Origin of the sequence: Microtetraspora glauca (assembly GCF_040656155.1) — a bacterium.
GTDB classification, from domain to species: Bacteria; Actinomycetota; Actinomycetes; order Streptosporangiales; family Streptosporangiaceae; genus Microtetraspora; species Microtetraspora glauca.
Window position 1 is genome coordinate 288,722 of the sequence record NZ_JBFALK010000003.1, and the last position, 16,977, is coordinate 305,698.

General features: G+C 71.5%; 31 protein-coding genes. All 31 read left to right on the plus strand.

Annotated features, from left to right (window positions below):
• Window positions 1-54 precede the first annotated feature (54 nt).
• Window positions 55-477, plus strand: a complete 423-nt coding sequence (locus tag AB0I59_RS07565) for a hypothetical protein (RefSeq protein WP_358131154.1) — start codon at window positions 55-57, stop codon at window positions 475-477.
• Window positions 474-1,493, plus strand: coding sequence for an AAA family ATPase (locus tag AB0I59_RS07570; RefSeq protein ID WP_358131156.1), 1,020 nt, complete (start codon window positions 474-476; stop codon window positions 1,491-1,493). The genes AB0I59_RS07565 and AB0I59_RS07570 overlap by 4 nt, the downstream gene beginning before the upstream one ends.
• On the plus strand, window positions 1,490-2,011 hold the full coding sequence (locus tag AB0I59_RS07575; RefSeq protein WP_358131159.1) for a hypothetical protein: 522 nt from the start codon (window positions 1,490-1,492) through the stop codon (window positions 2,009-2,011). The genes AB0I59_RS07570 and AB0I59_RS07575 overlap by 4 nt, the downstream gene beginning before the upstream one ends.
• Window positions 2,008-2,487 (plus strand): hypothetical protein, encoded by a 480-nt coding sequence (locus tag AB0I59_RS07580; RefSeq protein ID WP_358131162.1) that lies wholly within the window; start codon window positions 2,008-2,010, stop codon window positions 2,485-2,487. The genes AB0I59_RS07575 and AB0I59_RS07580 overlap by 4 nt, the downstream gene beginning before the upstream one ends.
• The gene (locus tag AB0I59_RS07585) at window positions 2,484-2,786 is read left to right on the plus strand and encodes a hypothetical protein (RefSeq protein ID WP_358131165.1); all 303 of its coding nucleotides are present in this window, start codon (window positions 2,484-2,486) and stop codon (window positions 2,784-2,786) included. Before AB0I59_RS07580 ends, AB0I59_RS07585 begins: the two co-directional genes overlap by 4 nt.
• Window positions 2,776-3,063: a hypothetical protein gene (locus tag AB0I59_RS07590; protein ID WP_358131167.1), complete on the plus strand. Its 288-nt coding sequence runs from the start codon at window positions 2,776-2,778 to the stop codon at window positions 3,061-3,063. Before AB0I59_RS07585 ends, AB0I59_RS07590 begins: the two co-directional genes overlap by 11 nt.
• A complete protein-coding gene (locus tag AB0I59_RS07595) occupies window positions 3,060-3,509 on the plus strand; it encodes a hypothetical protein (RefSeq protein WP_358131170.1) in 450 nt (149 codons plus the stop codon). The genes AB0I59_RS07590 and AB0I59_RS07595 overlap by 4 nt, the downstream gene beginning before the upstream one ends.
• 76 nt (window positions 3,510-3,585) lie before the next feature.
• On the plus strand, window positions 3,586-3,852 hold the full coding sequence (locus tag AB0I59_RS07600; RefSeq protein WP_358131172.1) for a hypothetical protein: 267 nt from the start codon (window positions 3,586-3,588) through the stop codon (window positions 3,850-3,852).
• Window positions 3,849-4,190, plus strand: a complete 342-nt coding sequence (locus AB0I59_RS07605) for a hypothetical protein (protein ID WP_358131175.1) — start codon at window positions 3,849-3,851, stop codon at window positions 4,188-4,190. The genes AB0I59_RS07600 and AB0I59_RS07605 overlap by 4 nt, the downstream gene beginning before the upstream one ends.
• The gene (locus tag AB0I59_RS07610) at window positions 4,183-4,377 is read left to right on the plus strand and encodes a hypothetical protein (protein WP_358131178.1); all 195 of its coding nucleotides are present in this window, start codon (window positions 4,183-4,185) and stop codon (window positions 4,375-4,377) included. Before AB0I59_RS07605 ends, AB0I59_RS07610 begins: the two co-directional genes overlap by 8 nt.
• On the plus strand, window positions 4,377-4,709 hold the full coding sequence (locus tag AB0I59_RS07615) for a hypothetical protein (protein WP_358131181.1): 333 nt from the start codon (window positions 4,377-4,379) through the stop codon (window positions 4,707-4,709). Before AB0I59_RS07610 ends, AB0I59_RS07615 begins: the two co-directional genes overlap by 1 nt.
• Window positions 4,706-4,930, plus strand: coding sequence for a hypothetical protein (locus AB0I59_RS07620; RefSeq protein WP_358131184.1), 225 nt, complete (start codon window positions 4,706-4,708; stop codon window positions 4,928-4,930). The genes AB0I59_RS07615 and AB0I59_RS07620 overlap by 4 nt, the downstream gene beginning before the upstream one ends.
• The gene (locus AB0I59_RS07625) at window positions 4,927-5,292 is read left to right on the plus strand and encodes a hypothetical protein (protein WP_358131186.1); all 366 of its coding nucleotides are present in this window, start codon (window positions 4,927-4,929) and stop codon (window positions 5,290-5,292) included. Before AB0I59_RS07620 ends, AB0I59_RS07625 begins: the two co-directional genes overlap by 4 nt.
• The gene (locus AB0I59_RS07630; protein WP_358131189.1) at window positions 5,289-5,753 is read left to right on the plus strand and encodes a hypothetical protein; all 465 of its coding nucleotides are present in this window, start codon (window positions 5,289-5,291) and stop codon (window positions 5,751-5,753) included. The genes AB0I59_RS07625 and AB0I59_RS07630 overlap by 4 nt, the downstream gene beginning before the upstream one ends.
• Window positions 5,746-5,976, plus strand: coding sequence for a hypothetical protein (locus tag AB0I59_RS07635; RefSeq protein ID WP_358131192.1), 231 nt, complete (start codon window positions 5,746-5,748; stop codon window positions 5,974-5,976). The genes AB0I59_RS07630 and AB0I59_RS07635 overlap by 8 nt, the downstream gene beginning before the upstream one ends.
• Window positions 5,969-6,190, plus strand: a complete 222-nt coding sequence (locus tag AB0I59_RS07640; protein WP_358131195.1) for a hypothetical protein — start codon at window positions 5,969-5,971, stop codon at window positions 6,188-6,190. Before AB0I59_RS07635 ends, AB0I59_RS07640 begins: the two co-directional genes overlap by 8 nt.
• Window positions 6,187-6,633: a hypothetical protein gene (locus AB0I59_RS07645; protein WP_358131198.1), complete on the plus strand. Its 447-nt coding sequence runs from the start codon at window positions 6,187-6,189 to the stop codon at window positions 6,631-6,633. Before AB0I59_RS07640 ends, AB0I59_RS07645 begins: the two co-directional genes overlap by 4 nt.
• Window positions 6,634-6,718: 85 nt before the next feature.
• Window positions 6,719-6,982 (plus strand): hypothetical protein, encoded by a 264-nt coding sequence (locus AB0I59_RS07650; protein WP_358131201.1) that lies wholly within the window; start codon window positions 6,719-6,721, stop codon window positions 6,980-6,982.
• A complete protein-coding gene (locus tag AB0I59_RS07655; protein WP_358131203.1) occupies window positions 6,979-7,185 on the plus strand; it encodes a hypothetical protein in 207 nt (68 codons plus the stop codon). Before AB0I59_RS07650 ends, AB0I59_RS07655 begins: the two co-directional genes overlap by 4 nt.
• Before the next feature lie 28 nt (window positions 7,186-7,213).
• A complete protein-coding gene (locus tag AB0I59_RS07660) occupies window positions 7,214-8,071 on the plus strand; it encodes a hypothetical protein (RefSeq protein WP_358131205.1) in 858 nt (285 codons plus the stop codon).
• A complete protein-coding gene (locus AB0I59_RS07665; protein ID WP_358131208.1) occupies window positions 8,068-8,364 on the plus strand; it encodes a hypothetical protein in 297 nt (98 codons plus the stop codon). Before AB0I59_RS07660 ends, AB0I59_RS07665 begins: the two co-directional genes overlap by 4 nt.
• Before the next feature lie 39 nt (window positions 8,365-8,403).
• Window positions 8,404-8,733, plus strand: a complete 330-nt coding sequence (locus AB0I59_RS07670; RefSeq protein ID WP_358131210.1) for a hypothetical protein — start codon at window positions 8,404-8,406, stop codon at window positions 8,731-8,733.
• A complete protein-coding gene (locus AB0I59_RS07675) occupies window positions 8,726-8,914 on the plus strand; it encodes a hypothetical protein (protein ID WP_358131213.1) in 189 nt (62 codons plus the stop codon). The genes AB0I59_RS07670 and AB0I59_RS07675 overlap by 8 nt, the downstream gene beginning before the upstream one ends.
• Window positions 8,911-9,216, plus strand: a complete 306-nt coding sequence (locus tag AB0I59_RS07680; protein WP_358131216.1) for a hypothetical protein — start codon at window positions 8,911-8,913, stop codon at window positions 9,214-9,216. The genes AB0I59_RS07675 and AB0I59_RS07680 overlap by 4 nt, the downstream gene beginning before the upstream one ends.
• A 7-nt stretch (window positions 9,217-9,223) precedes the next feature.
• Window positions 9,224-9,499 (plus strand): hypothetical protein, encoded by a 276-nt coding sequence (locus AB0I59_RS07685; RefSeq protein ID WP_358131219.1) that lies wholly within the window; start codon window positions 9,224-9,226, stop codon window positions 9,497-9,499.
• On the plus strand, window positions 9,496-10,347 hold the full coding sequence (locus tag AB0I59_RS07690) for a hypothetical protein (RefSeq protein ID WP_358131221.1): 852 nt from the start codon (window positions 9,496-9,498) through the stop codon (window positions 10,345-10,347). The genes AB0I59_RS07685 and AB0I59_RS07690 overlap by 4 nt, the downstream gene beginning before the upstream one ends.
• Window positions 10,348-10,358: 11 nt before the next feature.
• Window positions 10,359-10,985, plus strand: coding sequence for a hypothetical protein (locus AB0I59_RS07695; RefSeq protein WP_358131224.1), 627 nt, complete (start codon window positions 10,359-10,361; stop codon window positions 10,983-10,985).
• Between the two features lie 197 nt (window positions 10,986-11,182).
• Window positions 11,183-11,338, plus strand: coding sequence for a hypothetical protein (locus AB0I59_RS07700; protein WP_358131227.1), 156 nt, complete (start codon window positions 11,183-11,185; stop codon window positions 11,336-11,338).
• A gap of 9 nt (window positions 11,339-11,347) precedes the next feature.
• Complete coding sequence (locus tag AB0I59_RS07705) at window positions 11,348-11,896, plus strand: hypothetical protein (RefSeq protein ID WP_358131229.1); 549 nt, start codon at window positions 11,348-11,350, stop codon at window positions 11,894-11,896.
• Complete coding sequence (locus AB0I59_RS07710; protein ID WP_358131232.1) at window positions 11,868-13,406, plus strand: hypothetical protein; 1,539 nt, start codon at window positions 11,868-11,870, stop codon at window positions 13,404-13,406. The genes AB0I59_RS07705 and AB0I59_RS07710 overlap by 29 nt, the downstream gene beginning before the upstream one ends.
• The gene (locus AB0I59_RS07715) at window positions 13,407-16,973 is read left to right on the plus strand and encodes an ADP-ribosyltransferase (RefSeq protein WP_358131235.1); all 3,567 of its coding nucleotides are present in this window, start codon (window positions 13,407-13,409) and stop codon (window positions 16,971-16,973) included. It begins immediately after the preceding gene.
• Window positions 16,974-16,977: the final 4 nt, after the last annotated feature.

The window sequence follows — 16,977 nt, forward strand, 5'->3', positions numbered from 1 at the left end:
GGCCGAGTACCGCGCCTCGCAGGCCGACTACGACGGCACCGGGGCGGGTGTCTGATGAGCGACCGCGCCGAGTACATCAAGGGCCTGCGCGCCCTGGCGGACATCCTCGAAGCGCACCCGGAGCTGCCCCTGCCGTACGAGGGCGACGACGCCTCACTGAACTTCATCGAGGGCAACGCCGAGGAGGAGCGCCGTGGTGCTGCGGTGTTCGCCCGCGTCATGCCCGGCACGGTCCGCAAGGAGCCGCGGGGCGAGTACTTCGACCTGTTCGCCGAGATCCACGGCGTGAGGGTGCAGTGGATCGCGCGCCGCGAGAACGTCTGCGAGCGCGTGGTCACCGGCACCCGCGAGGTCGAGATCGAGGAGCCCGACCCGGACGCCCTCGCCGCCGTACCGAAGGTGAAGCGAACCGTGGTCGTCGAGGACGTGGAGTGGCAGTGCCACCCGATCCTCGCCGGGGCCGGTGAGAGCCGATGACCGGCATCCGCACCCGCCAGCCCACCGGCCGCGTCCCTTGGCCCCTCATCCTCGTCGAGGGGGCCGAGAAGTCTGGCAAGTCCTGGGCCGCCGCCACCCTCAGCGCCTCTGAGAAGGTCGGTCAGACCTACTGGATCGACCTCGGCGAGGGTGCCGCCGACGAGTACGGCGCCGTCCCCGGCGCCCGCTACCTCGTGGTCGAACACGACGGCACGTGGGCCAGCATCATGGGCCAGATCCGCGCCGTCCGCGACGAGGCCGCCCGCGCCGCCCAGGCCGGGGAGCCGCCGGTCGTGCTGGTGATCGACTCCATGACGGCCGAGTGGGAACTGTTGAAGGACTGGGCCGCCAACCGGGCCAGGACCTCGGCGGTCAACCAGAAGCGGCTCAAGGAGGACCCGAACGCTGAGGTCAGCGTCCCCATGAACTTGTGGAACGACGCGACCGCCCGGCACCGCCGCCTGATGACGACGCTGATGACCTTCCCCGGCATCGTCGTCGTCACCGCGCGCGGCAAGGAAGTCGCGGCGATGGACGCCAAGGGCTCCCCCATCCCCGGCACCCGGGAGTACAAGGTCGAGGGGCACAAGACGCTGCCCTTCGACGCGACCGTCTGGATTCGGCTGGCCCGCGACGCCGACGCCCGAGTGATCGGCGCCCGTTCCGTCCACGCGGGCGTCCGGCCTGGCCGGGACGCGGCCAAGCCGCTCCCGCAGGACTGGACCCTGGAGTGGCTCGTCTTCGAGGGCCTGAAGTGCGGCGACGGGTCGCACGCCCGGCAGCTCACCCAGCCGAAGGCCGGGGCCGAGTCGCCCGAGCTCGACGAGCTGTCCGAGATCGCGGTCGAGCTGCTCGGCCGGGCCGAGGACACCGCGACCACCGAGCAGCTCACCACGGTGTGGAAGGCGACCGGGGGCGCGCTCAAGGCCGGGCAGATCAGCCAGGCCGAGGCCGACCACATCGCCCGCCGCATCAAGACCCTGGCCGACGAGCTCGGGGCGGGTGAGGCCGCGTGACGCCGAAGGAGCAGGCGCTGCGCCTGGTCGTCATCCGGGTCCTGAAGGACATCCTCGGCGCGGCCGACGACACCGACCGCGCCGGGGTACGCACGGACTGGACGGTGGGAGACCGCCTCACCGCGACACTCGCGGCCGAGCCCGTGGGTGCCGTGCAGCTCCGCAAGGGCACCATCCGCCCGCAGGTCACGGACGCGGGAGCGTTCGAGGCGTGGGTGATGGCCAACCGGCCCGACGAATGGGAGACGGTCACCACGACCGTCACCCGTGTCCGGCCCGCGTACGTCACCGCGGTACTCGCCGCCGCGAAGAAGACCGGCGTCGCCGTCACGAAGGACGGCGAGGAGATCCCCGGCATCACCGTGGCGGCCGGAGACCCGACCGTCGCGGTGACCCTCACAGAGGACGCGGCGGAGCTGGTGGCCGAGGCGTGGCAGTCGGGCGAGCTGTGGGAGATCGTCGGGTCCCTGCTGCCCGCTCTGGAGGCCGCGCCCGCGGCCGGGGGTGAGTCGTCATGACGATCGCCCCCGCGCCGTACGCGCTCATCACGCCCGAGGGGGACCTGACCATCGGCGACCAGGCCGTGGACTTCCGCGACCTGCTCGGCCCGGAGGGCGCTGCCCGCGTCCCGCTCCGCAGCTACGCCAGCGTGCGCGGGGAATGGGCGGGCTGGGTCAACGACTGCTCCCTGCTCAACGGCATGCCCCACAACGTGGTCGGCTCGCTCGTGCTGCTCGGGTTCGGCGGGGTCGCCCAGCCGTACGCCGGCCCGGTCGTGCTCACCGGCTGGGAGTGGGGATACGGCAGCGAGCTCCGGCCGCTCCGGGTCGAGCAGATCGACGCGATCCGCGCCCTTCACGCCGACGCACGCCGCGCCGCCGACCTGGACGACAGCCCGTCGCCCACGCCCGGCTGGGTCGTGGAGGCGCGGAAGGTCGCGGCCGAGATCCGCGCCATGCCGACCCCGGGGATCACGTTCGGGGTGATCTCGTGACGGGCCCGGAGCACTACCGCGAGGCCGAGCGCTGCGCCAAGCATGCTGAGGGCCTGTTCGGCGAGTACGTCGAGGCTCACGGCGAGGACGGCAGCACGCCGGGCGTGGAGCTCATCCGCCGCCAGGCCGAGCACTGCCGCGAGATGGGCGTGCTGCACGCGACGCTCGCCCAGGCCGCCGCCACCGCTCTCAACGACCACGAGCACGCTGCCGACGACGGTGTGAACGTCGGCGGGATGCCCATCGGCGACTACAGAGCGTGGCGCGAGGTCGCCGGGGTGAAGCCCGATGGCGGCTGACGTCCGCGCCAAGGCCCTCGCGTACATCCGCGAGGGCCGGGTCCTCGTCACCACCGTCGCCACGCCGCCGGACGCCCGCTACCCGTGCCTGGTCGTCGCGACCGTCCAGGGCCACATGCAGCGCTACCAGGTGGTCCGCCACCCGGAGAGCGGCTGGTCCTGCGACTGCTGGCGTACCGAGCCGTGCGCGCACCTGGCGGCCGTGGCGATCTCCTGCGGAGCCCCCGGCTACGCCGCCCGCACCCCCACCCGCCCCGAGAACAGGGAGAACACGTGAGCGAGTACGACGCCGCCGATGACGCCGAGCGCGACTACTGGCAGGAGTACAAGGACGAGCAGCTCATGGGGCCGCCCCGGGAGGAGCCCGACGAGCCCGAGCTCGACCCGCTCGACCTGGACGAGGTTGAGCGCCTCTACAACCAGGCGATGGAGGCCGCGGACCACGACGCGGACACCAAGCTCATGGACGAGATCGTCCCCCGGTTGATCGGCGAACTGCGCTACGCCCGCGTCTCCCTCGACCAACTCCGTGAGGAGCACGCCCGCGCGACGCACGTCCACGAGTACGCCATCACCGAGGGCGACGAGCCGCCGACCGAGGACACGCCCCGGGTGACCGTCGAGCGCGCCGACTACGTGCACGACCACCCCAAGGCCGGCCGCGCGTGGGGGCGCACCATCTCCACCTCGCCGTGGGAGCCGCACGTCGCCCCGCCGTTCTGACCGCCCCCCGACCAGATGAAACCGGCCGCCCGCCGATGGCGCGGCGGGCGGCCCCCGACCAGCGAAGGAGCTGGACATGCACGACCCTACCGGCGCCCCGGAGACCTTCGAGGTCACCGGCCGCCTCAACCTCAAAGGCGCCGCCGAGTTCCTCGGCATCCGGCACCAGATGACCGGCAAGCCCGTCGCTACCCTGCGCGTCCTCGGCGTCGACCTCGACTTCACCGACACGGCCGAGGCCGACCGGTTCGCGCAGGCGGCGATGGTCATGGCCAACCAGCTGCACATCGCCCACGACCGCAACGAGATCGCCCGCGAGCCGCAGGCCGGAGACCCGGCATGAGCGAGATCCCCGCCGAGGCGTACCCCGTCGCCGTCTACAGCGCCCACAAGCACACCACCCCCGACGCCGTCCGCACGGAGGCCACCGAGACCGCGATCTGCATGTGGATCGACGGGCTGATGATCGGCGTCCCGCTCAACGCCGACGACACCCGCCTGAACGCCGCGATCAACACCGCGTACACGATCTCCCAGAACAGCGAGCGGTTCGCTGCGCTCGTCCGGGCCGAACTGGAGCGCCGCGACCGCGTCCGCAAGGCCGAGCCCACCGCCGCCGCACTCCGCGCCGCCGAGCACCCCCACGACCAGACCGCCGAGACGGAGGCCACCGATGCCTGACCTCGACCTCGCCGACCAGTTCCCGCCCTACAGCCGCATCCGCGGACACCGAGGCGGCGGCACCGTCGAGGACATCGGCACCCTCCGCGGGCAGCCCGTCGTCTACGTCGCCTGGGACCGCTCCAGCCTTGACCAGCCCCTCTCGAAGGAGGCCGTCGTCCCCTCGCAGCTCCTCCCGGAGGCGTGATGCGACGCCGACTCCCGCACGCCGAGCTCCTGGAGAAGCGCGTCCAGTTGCCTGGCGGCGCGTACCCCGACAGCTACACGGCCCGCCCCGACCCCACGGACGAGCTGCTCGCCGCGATGCACGACGAGCTGTGGCCGCGCGAGGAGTGGACCGACGTCGAGGACTGCCCGCGGCTCGACCTGTTCCCGTACGAGACGTACAGCGTGGCCCGGGGCGCGCTGCGCCGGCACCGCCGCGAGGGCGGCCTGTTCCGGCACGTGTTCTACCGGGTCCACGAGTGCCCGTGCAGCGCGTACCACGTCGGCCCGTGGTTCCTCGGGGCAAGGCCGTGACGACCACCAACCGCGCCGGGTCGTACCCGGCCACCGAGCGGCGGCGGTTCCGGAGGGGAAGCCGGGCCGCCGCTCTGGCGCACGCCGTACTGCTGGCACTCGCGGGTCTCGGTACGGCGTGCGCCCCCTCCCCCACCCCAGACCACCCGGTGGTCGTCCGGACTTGGACGCCGGAGACGCCGTTCATCAGCTTCACCCCGATCCCCACGGAGGAACCGTGAGCACCCACCCGATCTACCGGGACGGCGAGACGGTCCGCGTGACCGTCACCGGCACCATCAGCGGCGGTGAGGTGTCCCTCGCCGGGCACACCTTCCTGCCGCTCGACGACCCGAACCTGCCCGTCACCGTCGAGCGCATCGACCCCGCAGACGGCACACCGAAGCCCGGCCAGATCTGGGCCGACAGCGACGGCAGCGAGTACTACGTCACCAGGCCCCACAGCCGCATCGGCAGACCGGCTATCTACCTGACCGACGTGATCGGCAACACCTGGCAGTGGCGGGACATCCACGCCGGGCCCAGCGGGCCGATCACCCTCGTCCGCGACGTCACCTCGATTACCGGCGAGGACGCGCGATGACGACCACCACGTACGCCTACGTGCCATTCCCGGCGCCCACGCCCGCCGACCCGTGCGACACCTGCGGCGGCCAGGGCGTCACCGGCGACCGCTACGAGATGCCCACCGACACCGGGCAGCGCCTGCTCGTCGAGGTGTTCTGCCCGGCCTGCAAGGGCTGCGGAAACGGCAGCCACGAGCAGTGCAAGCACGGGGCGCACGCCGACGACGAGTTCGAGCTGGGCGACGTCGTCGCCGAGGACGCCTGCCCGTCCTGCGACGGCCGCGGCTGGACGCCCGTGCCCGGCTGGTCGGCGTCCGACCCCGGCGCCGTGGCGGTGGTTCTGATGCGGGTCCCGTGCGGCTGCACCGAGGGCCGCGCGCAGCTGGTCGACGACCCGGACGAGCTGGAGGAGCGCGCCCTGCTCGGCGCCTCCTGCTCCGACGAGGCCAACGCTCAGGGATGGGGCAGCCATGTGTGACCACCACTCCGGCAACGCCGCGACCCTGCTGATCGGCATCACCACGCCGGACGGCACCATCCACACCCGCACCTGGCACGTCTGCCCGGTCGGCGCCGAGCAGCTCGCCGTCACCCTCGGCCCGGCGATGCGCGAGTCCATCGCCACCCCCGACGCCCAGGAGGCGATCGGGGCGGCGCTCCTGGCCACCCCCGGAGTCGTCCTGGAGGACCACGATGCCTAACCGCACCGTCGAACCCGCCCCCACCGAGGACAGCCGCGGCCGGCCGAAGCGCCGCCGCCTGGAGCCGTCCCGTGCCGTACGCGACGAGCGAGGCGACATCGTCGCTGTCATCCACGGCGCCGGCCTCACCGCCGATGACGTCGAGCAGGCGCGGCTCCTCGCGACGTGGATGCCGGACTACACGGCCGCCATCACCGGAGGCGACCGGCGGTGACCCCCGATCACGAACAGCGGGCGCACGAGCTCACCGGCGGCGCGCTGAGCGCCGCCGTGGCCAACCTCGACGACCTCACCGAGGCCGCCGAGCAGGTAGCCGCCCTCTACACCGAGTGCGGCCCCGAGGGCATCGGCTACGCCGTGCTCGCCTGGTGCGACACCCTCATCGCGCACACCGACGCCCTGTCCAACGCCGAAGGCGCCACCATCCGGCTGTCCTTCCTCGACGCGGAAACCGGCATCAGGAGCGAGAACGCCGACGACGTCCCCCCTGTCGCCCGCTGGGCCGCACAGCTCATCGTCGCCCGGGCCCGCCTGGACGAGGCCATGTACGAGGCGCTTTGGGCCGCCCTCCCCGAGGACGCGGGCGAGCAAGTCATCGGGCTCCTGCATCTGGTCGCCGTCAACCTCCGGCACGCCCACGCGGGAGGCCCTCAGTGAGGCGGCTCCTGCGATGCCTTCGCCGTGGGCACTGGCCGAGGCTTTATCGCTTCGCCCTCACGTCGATCTGCCTGCGCTGCTTCCCGTGCCGCACCTGCGGCTCGTCGAGCCCGGCTTGCGTCGGCTGGTGCGCAACGGAGCGGCCGTCATGAGCGCGATCGGCCGCACCTACCTGGAGGCCGGCCAGCCCGTCACGGTGCTGGTCTGGCCGTACGAGCGGCGCGCCGATCTGCCTGAACCGCTGCCGCTCGTACGGCCGGGGCCGCGCGCCCCGCGCAACGTGCTGATCCGGCGCGAGTCCGGCGAGCTCGTCGTGCGCCCGTTCCGCGGCCTGCGGAGGTCCCGATGACGCCGCAGGAGCTGCACGCCGCTCTCGACGCTCGCCGCCGCGAGCTCGGCATGAAGTGGTGGCAGGTCGAGATGGCCGTGCAGGCGCCCGCCCCCTCGTCCATCCGGCGGATGCGCGACGGCACGCTCAGCGCCGCCCTGCGCGTCCGCGTTGAGGCGTGGCTGGAGACCGGCCGATTACCCGGGCCGCAGCGGAAGGAGTGACCACCCCCTAGGAAGGAGCACGACGCGTATGAGCGGCAAGCTGGTCGGCGAAGTCGTCGAATGGCTGCGCAGCCCCGCAGCAGACGGGATGAGCCTGGCCGAGCGCGTCGTGCTCCTGGTGGTCGCCGAGCGTGGCAACGACAACGACCGCGTGATGTGGCGCCACCGCACGGACACGGAGTCGCTGTTCGAGCGGATCCGGTCCGCTCTCGGCGTCACCGATGGCGCGCTCGGCAACGTCTTCGGCCGCCTCGCGAAGCGCGGCCTGGAGGTCCGCATCCCCACGGGCACCGATAAGCGGGGCCGCCCGACATTCGCCAACAACGGCCATTCGATGCGGTTCCGGCTGCCCGAGCTGCCGCCCTCCGTGACTCTCCCACCGGTTCAAAGGTCCATCGACGGGTGGGCCTTTCCTGTGGATAACGCCCCTCCCAAGCCTGTGGAAAACCCTCCCGCTGAGCCCGGAAAGGTCCATCAACCGATGGACCATCACGACGAAAGGCCCATCAACGAATGGACCTTCAAGCCGGGAAGGTCCATCGACGGATGGACCGTAAATCCCTCTAAGAACAATCCCTCTAAATCTGATCCCTCAACTCCGGTGGTTCCCGTCTCACAACCTGATGTGGAAGAGCGACCGGCTATCCACCGCGAGCCTTCGGCCAAAAGAGATCAGCGCCCCACCTACCGACAGCCGCCGATCCTCGCCGCCGTCCCCCAGCCCGGCCCGGACTCCCCCGAGTACACCGCCGCCCGCGACACCCTCACACGCCTCCCCGACCTCGGCGCCGCCTACCTCGCCCAGGCCCGCGACGCCCTCGGAGACAGCACCCCACGAATCCAGCTCGTCATTCACGCCGCAACCCTCGCCAGGAGGACCGCATGAAGCCCTGCGACCACGGAGCCGCCGACCCCAAGATGTGCGCCGACTGCCGCCGCGAACGCCTCGGCCCCGCCTCCGAAGACCCCGACATCCGCGCCGCTTGGACCGATCTCCGCAACGGCCTCACCCGAACCCTCCGCCCCTACGTCAGCGACGTCACCCTCGACGACCTCGTCCGGCGCATCGTCGCCGAGCTCGTGGCCGGACCCGGCTGGAAGCCACCGCTCAAGCCCCCACCCGAGTGGCTCAAGCAGTCCCGTATCCAGCGCGCCCTCGCCTCCGACGACCTCTCCTGACCAGCCGAACCCCTGACCTTCCGAACTGAGGAGCAACCCATGAAGGACACGACCGCCGACGAGCTGCGCACCGCCGTCGCCCGCCTGCGCTGCGAGCACTCGTTCCCCGTCCAACCGCCCCACGGCACCGCATGGGCGCCTGGCCCCTGCGAGCACTGCGGCATCGCCTGGGACATCGGGCTCCCGCTCACTGACGTGCCCGAGCGGTTGCGGGGGACCCTCGCCACCCTGCTGGACGTCATCGCCGACGAGTACGAGATGCCGCCCTGCGACCACCCGGACGGGGTGTGCACCCCCTGCGAGCGGCGTGACGACTTCGTGGCCGCCGTCGCCGCCGCCCGCGCCATCAACGGGGGCGGAAGTGACTAACCGCCCGGACTGGCGCACCCGCGACGGCCGCGCCCAGATCACCCAGTGGCTCACCGAGGCCGGCCACGACATGTCGCTCGTCTGGCACGTCGAGCTCGGCGACGGCACGGCGCGGCTGTTCCGCGTCGCGCGGCCGTCGACCGTCGTGCCGCTGCCCCCGGCCGCCGGGAGGCCCACGTGATCCCGGCGCCGCGCGAGCTGTCCCGCTGCAACATCTGCAACCGGCCCGTGCTGTGGACCGTCACCCGCGCCGGCAACCGCATGGCCGTCGACGCCAAGCCGCACGACGACGGCAACCAGGCGTGCTACCGCATCAGCCCGCGGACGTGGCAATCCCGCTCACTGGACGCGGCCGACGCGCTGCCCCTCGCCGCGTGGGAGCACCGGTACAAGCCGCACGTCGCGACCTGCCCCGGCCCGCCGAAGCCGAAGCCGCCGGAGCCGCTGCCGCCCAACGTTGTCCCGATCCGCCGTACCCGATAGGAGCGTCATGCCCGTCATCGACGTCTGGGCCGCCCTGATGGACCCCGAGGTCCCGGACGACGTCGCCCAGCGGCTCCTCGACCGCCAGGCCGCCCGCCGCCAGCGCCTCACGCCCGAGCCGTGCCCGGAGGAGGACAAGCCGTACCTCGCCCGGCACGTGATCCTCCAGTGCGCCGCCCACGACGAGATGATCCGGCAGGACGACGACGGGCAGTGGATCCACTTCGCCGATGGCCAGCTCTGTCCCCCGTCCAGCGAGCCCGCTCAGGAGCCGACCCAGTGACCCTTGCTCGTCGCGCCATCGAGGACCTCCGCTGGGTCGCCGCCTACTGGCCCGACCTCGCCGCCTCCCGCCTGCCAGACGTCATCCAAACCTGGCGGACCGGGACGCTGACGGCCGAGGCGCGGGAGGAGCGCGATGCCCTGGCCCGCGTCGAGCGGTACGAGCGGGCCGAGGACGCGCCCGGCCAGACCCCGGCGCCGGTCAAGGTCGCCGTGCTCGACATCCTCTCGGGCGTCCTGGCGGATGCGTACGCGCTGGCGTTCCACCTCGCGCAGGCCGCCTACTGCCCCGTGATGGAGCCCCCGTCTACGGCGTTCGCGGACGCGCGGCCGTATCTGGCGCGGTCCGTCGCCCTCCTGTACGCCCTGGACGACGCTGAGCGCATCCTGGACGGCCTCACACGGTCTCGCACGGCTGATGATTCATCAGCAACCACCTCGGAGGCTCACAGGCTCTCTGAGACGCTCGCGTGGGCCTACCGCACCACCCGCCGCATGATCGGCATCGTCGCCTCGGCCCTCGGGCTCCTCTACGACGGCCAGGCCCTCGACGTCGAATGCCCCTGGTGCCGCGGCGTCACCCCGCAGACTCCCGCCGGCGGCGCGCGAACGTGGCGCGTCCGCGACCTGCTCGGCACCAAGGCGTGCAGCCACGGCCACCCCGACCGCCGGTTCTGCGACCGCTGCCCCCAGCAGGTCGTGATCGTCTGCGAGAACGACACCTGCGAGCCCGAGAGCAAGTACGTCGGCACCTGGTGGCGCGGGCACCCCTGCTGGCCTGTCACCGAATGGGAGTGGCTCGCCAAGCAAGTGAGGAATGACGCGCAAATGTCCGCTAATTCACACTAGTCTGATCCGTCATGCCGGAGACGGAAATCCTCACCTGGGTGATCAAGTGGACGGGCGTCGCCATCACGTTGATCGGCTTGTTCATCGTGGCGCCACACGCCCTCCTGTCGATCTGGCGCCGCAGCAAGGACTGGATCAAGCGGAAGATCAGTAGCCTCCTCCAGCGTCCCCAGACCGTCCACGTGGGCCTCGTAGATGGCGGGGCCGTCGTCGAAGGCGTCACGGTCCTGCAAGTCGGCGGATTCACCTGGGACGAGAGCGTGCCCGTCGAAGAGCGGATCGCGCGGCTGCGCGCGTACGTCGAGTCCGTGGAGTCGCGGCTGAACAATTCGTTCGAGCGCATCGCCGAAGAGCGAACCGCACGCGAACAGGCCGTATCCGAACTTGAGGCACAGCTCCGGAAGGAGATCAACGAGCTGCGCGGGATCATCGAAGCCCAGGAGCGGGAGAGTCTGGTGATCGACACACGGGGTCTCGTGCCCATCGTCTTCGGTGTGATCTTCGGCAATGTCCCCGAGTTCCTCGCCACCTGGCCAGCCTGGCACCTCGCCTGGTTCTGGCCGTTCCTCGGGTTCGGCCTCACGGTCATGATCGCGACTAAGTCTTGGACCGAGCGCACAGCAGGTGCGTTGCACTGACCTGCGGCGCTGCGTATTATCCACAGCCAAGCGATCAACCATGCCCAGAGCCCGCCCTGTGCGGGCTCTTCGCGTTCCCAAGGACTGCCGCCCAGTAAGACCCAGGCGTGCCATGGGAGCGCCGGCCCTAACCCGGGCTATCCACAGAACGCGGCTCGGCTTCACCGCGGGCCGGTCGCCTCGCCCACCATTGGCGCATGACCACCGACCTGCACGCCGAAGCCATCGCCTACCTCGACCTGGCCCGCGACGCGCTCACCGATCCCATCAGCGACCCGCGCGCCGGCGCCCTGGCGGCCCGGCAACTCATCCGCACCGCCGAACAGGCGCTCGCCCAGTTCATGGCCACGTAGGGGGTGACCGTGTCCGACGTCCGCGCCGGCAACGGGCGCTACGACCGCGACCCCAACGTGGCCCGCCGCGACGCCGAAGCCTGCCGCCTCCGCGCCCAAAACCTCACCTACCAGCAGATCGCCGACGAGCTCGGCATGTCCTCGAAGGGCCAGGCGTACGAGGCCGTCCAGCGTGCGCTCAAGGAGACCGTCCAGGAGCCCGCCGACGAAGTCCGGCAGCTCGAACTCATGCGCCTCGACGACCTCGCGCAGGCCGCCCGCGAGGTCCTGAACGCCACGCACTACGTCGTGTCCCAAGGCCGCGTCGTACGGCTCACCCGCGGCGGGGCACCACTCGAAGACGACGCGCCCAAGCTCCAGGCGATCGACCGGCTGCTGAAGATCCAGGAGCGGCGGGCCCGCCTGCTCGGCCTCGACTCCCCGCAGCGGGTCTCGATCGACGCGCAGAACCTCGGCGACGACATCAAGGGCCTGATCGCCGCACTCGCCGGGGGTGACGAAGACGACCTCGACGACGAGCAGCCCGACGATGACGGCCAGGACGAAGACGACGCCTGACCTCGCCCACCTTCTCGGCTCCGTCGACGAGCTCGTACGCGCGGGCGATACCCGCCGTCTCCGCCAGGTCCACCGTCAGCTCAAGTCCGCGGTCGACCGCAAGCGCGTCGCCGAACGTACTCGCAAGTACTCGAGTAACCCGGTCAGCTGGGTCCGCCGGCGGCTCCGCCAGTTCATCTGGTCCAAGCAGCGGGAGGTCCTGGAGTCCATCCGGGACCACCGGCGGACCGCCGTCCAGTCCGGGCACGGCGTCGGCAAGTCCCACACCGCCTCCCTCGCGGCGGGCTGGTGGCTCGACACCCACCCGCCGGGCGAGGCCTTCGTCGTCACCACGGCCCCGACGTACGCGCAGGTCCGCGCGATCCTATGGCGGTACATCCGCCGCATCCACAAGGCCGGAGACCTGCCCGGCCGGGTCAACCAGACCGAATGGTGGATCGACGACGAGATCGTGGCGTTCGGCCGCAAGCCCAGCGATCACGACGAGTCCGCGTTCCAGGGCATCCACGCCCGGTGGGTGCTCGTCATCCTCGACGAGGCGTGCGGCATCCCCGCGCAGCTCTGGGTCGCGGCCGACGCGCTGACGACGAACGCGGACTGCCGCATCCTCGCGATCGGCAACCCCGACAACCCCGCGTCCGAGTTCCGGAAGGTGTGCCGTCCCGGATCCGGCTGGCACGTCATCAAGATCTCGGCGTTCGACAGCCCGAACCTCACCGGCGAGGACGTCCCCGAGGACGTCGCCCTGGCCCTCGTTGGCCGGGAGTGGGTCGAGGAGAAGCGCGCCGAGTGGGGCGAGGACAACCCGCTCTACAAGTCCAAGGTGCTCGGTGAGTTCTCGGAGGACTCGCAATGGCAGGTCGTCCGCACCTCCGACGTGGCCGCGTGCCGCCTCGACCTGGAGACGCCCTACGCCGCCTCCGAGCTACTCCCGGTCGAACTCGGGGTCGACGTCGGCGGCGGCAGCGACGAAACCGTCATCCGCGAACGCCGCGGCAAGGTCGCCGGCCGGGAGTGGCGAGAGCACACCGACCGGCCCGAGGTCATCGCGCCGATGATCCTCCAGGCGATCCGGGAGACCGGCGCCACCTCGGTCAAGGTCGACTCGAACGGGGTCGGTTTCGGCGTCGTCGGCGAGCTCCGCAACATGGCCGCCCGAGGCCTCCACTCGGCCCGGGTGTACGGCGTGAACGTCGGCGAGGCGAGCCGCTACCCCGACCGGTTCGCCAACCTGCGCGCCGAGATCTGGTGGTGCATCGGCCGCGAGCTCTCCGAGGAGCGCGGCTGGGACCTCTCGACCATGGAGAACGCGGACACCACCGTCGCGCAGCTCCTCGAACCGCAATGGTCCCTCGACCCCAAGGGCCACGTCCTGGTCGAGAAGAAGGAAGACATCATCGAACGCCTGGGCCGCTCGCCGGACAACGCCGACGCGCTGCTGCTGGCCTACTTCGTGCCCACGGACGCGGCGACCGAGTACATGGAACACCTGCTCAGGAGAGGGGCGTAGATGACACGTCGGCGTAGACGCCCCCAGGTCACGAAGGCCGCAGGGCAGGCCCTGCAGGGGCGCGTGGTGACGTTCACCCCGGAGCAGGTCCAGGCGCTCATGCAGGGCCAGGGCGCGAGCCAGACCGTGCAGCCCATGCCGCGGCCCGAGGAGTGGTTCCGCGCGCCGTTCGGGCCTGGCACTCCCCTGGTGCCGTCGCCGATCAACGCGCCGCGCCCGGACACCGGACGCCCAGAGCCGCGCCTGTGGGACTACCCCGTCTCCTGGAACCTGCAGACCGGCGGGCAGCGGCTCGTCCCGTGGGCGACCCTGCGCGCCGCAGCTGACGCCCCGCTGATCCGGCAGTGCATCCAGGTCCGTAAGCGCGGCATCACTGACCTCGGGTGGGACATCACCATCAACCAGTCCGCGATCGAGGCTGCGCAGGCGGAGGGCACCAGCCGCGCGGAGGCCGAGGCCGGGCTACGCGACAAGCTCGCGGGGGACATCGCCCGCCTGGTCGACTTCTGGGCCTGCCCGGACCGCGGCAACGGGTTCGAGCTCGCCGACTGGCTCGGCTCGCTCCTGGAGGAGCACCTGGTGCTCGACGCCGTCGCCATCTACCCGCGCATGACGTACGGCGGTGACCTGTTCGCGGTCGAACTGCTCGACGGGTCCACGATCAAGCCGCTCCTCGATGAGCGAGGCGGCCGGCCCCTGCCGCCGTACCCGGCGTACCAGCAGCTCGTCCATGGGTTCCCGCGCGGCGAGTGGACCGCGGACGCGGGCGAGGACGGCGAGGTGTCAGGCTTCCCGGCCGACCAGCTCGTCTACAAGCGGTACACGGTGCGGACATGGACGCCGTACGGCTACAGCCCGACCGAGCAGGCCCTGATCGACATGGACATCTACCTGAAGCGGCTCGCGTGGATGCGGGACGAGTACACCCCGGGCGTGCAGCCAGAGGCGTTCATGGAGAACACCGGCACAGTGCAGTGGACGCCTGAGCAGCTGCGCGAGTACGAGCGCGCGTTCAACGACGACGTCAGCTCGAACCGGTCGCGGTGGCGGTTCCTGCCGCCCGGCCTGACGCCCACGGACAGCCGTGACCAGAACGAGCGGTACAAGCCTGACTATGACCTGCACCTGATCAAGCTCGTCACCAGCCACTTCGGCGTCACCCTGCCCGAGCTCGGCTTTTCGGAGGCGAAGGGGCTCGGGTCGTCCGGCTGGTCCGAGGGCCAAGAGGCCGTGCAGCACCGGCAGTCCGTCCTCCCGACCGCGCGCTGGCTGGAGGCGCTCCTTACCGGCATCTCCCGCAAGTTCCTCGGCATGCCCGCCGAACTCGAGTTCACGTTCCTCGGGCTGGAGGACCAGGACGAGGAGGTCGCGGACAAGGTCGCGGCCGAGCGGGTGAAGTCCGCCCGGATGACGCTGAACGAGGACCGCGACCGGCTCGGCCTCCCCCGCTTCGCAATCCCGGAGGCCGACAAGCCCGCGATCCACACCGCGTCGGGGCCGATCTTCCTGGAGGGCACGCTGGCCGCTCAGGAAGCCGGGCGGGAGGCGGCCGAGCGGATGGCCCGCGAGGGCGGACAGCCCGGCGGCCAGAATCCGCCGAAACCCGGGCCTGACCAGGAGCAGCCGGAGGACACCAGCGGGGACACGGCGAAGGCCGCGGCCGAGGTCGAGACGTTCCGCCGCTGGGCCCGCAAGCGGGTCGAGCCGGGCCGGCGCTTCGAGTTCGAGACCGACCGCGCGCTCATCCTCGCGCTGGCGCCGGACCTCGCCGACGACGACCGGGTGACCTGGAAGGCGGCGGGCCCCGCCCCAAAAGCACGGTGGGCGGGCTGGGAGCACGATGAGGCCCTGGCCGCGCACTACGCCCCACTGATCGCCGACGCGCTCGCCGGTGCCGTCGACGCCGAGCAGCTCGCCGCGGACTGGGCAGCAGCGCGCGGCCTGAAGGCGGCCGACCCGTCCGACGCCCGCAACTGGCTCGACGGGCAAGGCATCTTCGGGCGGCTCCGGAGCGCCCTGTCCCGCGTGCTGCGGCGACTCTGGACCGAGGCATGGCACCTCGGCTCCCGCTCCGCCCAGGCCGCCGCCACGCACCAGCCGGTCGACTGGGGCGAGTGGACACCCGGCGACGCCGACGCCGCCGCCCGCCTCTACTCGGGGCACCGCGGCCTCCAGGACCTGCTCGACCGGGACGGCATCGCCACCATCCGCTCCATCTCAGCAACGCGGATGAACGACCTCGCGGCGATCCTGTCCGAGGGCCTCGGCGAGGGCTGGTCCGTCGATCGCACCACGCGCGAGATCCGCGGGCTGCTGTCCAACCGAGAGCGCGCGGAGATGATCGCGACGACGGAGATCGCCCGCGCCGTCTCCACTGCCAGCCTCGACCGGTACGAAGAGGCGGGCCTGGAGTTCGTCGAGTGGGACACCGCCTACGACGCCCGCGTCTGCGCGATCTGCAAGGAGAACGAGGACGCCGGACCCGTACGGATCGGGCAGCCGTTCCCCGGCGGCACGTTCGCCCCGCCCCAGCATCCGCACTGCCGATGCGCGCCCCAGCCCGTGCTCGACCCGCCCGACATCGAGAAACGGGCCTGGGACCCGTCCAAGCACCCGCGCGGCCCAGACGGCAAGTTCATCGGCCGTACGGCCTTCGCCAGCGCGGCAGAGCGGGCCATCGGCAACGAGATCCTCGGCGAACGCCCGCGCCGCTTCACCAACGCGGAGGCCACCCGCTGGCTGCGCGACCACACCCCCAAGCTCAGCCACGAGCAGCGCGCGGCCGTCGAGCGCTACACCGGCGACGGCTTCCAGGAGACCAACCAGGCACTCCGCGCTGGCAAGGCGAACGCCTCCGACGTGGCCGCGCTCGACAGCGCGATGAAGCCCACCGAGCACTCGATGATCCTCACGCGGGTGGTGCAGCCCGACGCGTTCGGCTACAAGAAGCCCGCCGACGTCAAGGGGCTGGTCGGCCGGAAGGTCACCGATCGGGCGTACATGTCCACCGCGGCCGGGTCACCTTACGCTGGCGGTTTGGGCGGTGTGACGATGCACCTGGTCGTCCCGAAGGGCACCCCGCATATCCCTGTGGCCGCCCTGTCGGAGAACAAGCACGAGCGGGAGATCCTGCTCGGCCGCGACTTGGAGATGGTCGTCGCGAAGGTCGAGCCCAACGACCGGTACGGCGTGGACATGTTCGTCATCGTCCTGCCGAAGACCACGGAGAAGGCCGCCAAGCCGGACCCGCGCCAGGCGGACGCGCAGTTCACCGACGCGGGACCGGCGCCGAAGTTCCTGCTCGATCCCGAGGTGATCGACGTCCTGTTCGGCGAGGACACGGTCACGAAGGCGGGCGGCGCGGACCGCAACCGCGGCAACGCCGAGCAGCTCCGGCACTGGTACGTGCGCGGGGAGGGCGCCGCCCGGATCGGCTGGGGGACGCCGGGCGACTTCGAGCGGTGTGTGCGGATCGCCGGGGAGCACATGGCCAACCCGCAGGGCTACTGCGCGAACAGACACAGGGAAGCGACGGGCGAGTGGCCCGGCCGCGGACGGAAGCACTGAGAGG